Source organism: Microtetraspora sp. AC03309 (assembly GCF_020826795.1).
Taxonomy (GTDB): domain Bacteria; phylum Actinomycetota; class Actinomycetes; order Streptosporangiales; family Streptosporangiaceae; genus Microtetraspora; species Microtetraspora glauca.
On sequence record NZ_JADDIL010000571.1, the window covers coordinates 1 to 416 of the forward strand.

Here is a 416-nt window from a genome sequence, read left to right on the forward strand (position 1 = left end):
ATGCACTACGGCGTGGTGGATCCGGACAACCGCCTGGTGCACTACGTCGACGTCGAACTACCGGGTCCCCGGCTGCCCCACGACATGGCGTTCACCGAAAACTACGTGATACTCAACGACTTTCCGTTGTTCTGGGATGCCGATTTCCTCAAGAGCAACGTTCATCTGCCCAAGCTGCATCGCGACCTGCCATCGCGCTTCGCAGTGCTCCCCCGGCGCGGCGCCGCCGGCGACGTCAAGTGGTTCGAAGCCGACACCACCTATGTCCTGCACTTCACCAACGCCTATGAGGACGCCGGCGAGATCGTGCTCGACGGCTTCTTCCAGGGCAACGCGGTGCCCGCCCTGGCGCTCGACAAGATGCAGACCCGGCTGCACCGCTGGCGGTTCAATCTGGTCACCGGACAGACCCGCGA

At 63.5% G+C, this 416-nt stretch carries 1 protein-coding gene; it reads left to right on the forward strand.

Annotated elements, in window-relative coordinates; all coding sequences use genetic code 11:
- A partial coding sequence (locus IMZ11_RS44405) for a carotenoid oxygenase family protein (protein ID WP_228649800.1) occupies window positions 1-416 on the forward strand: 416 nt, incomplete at both ends.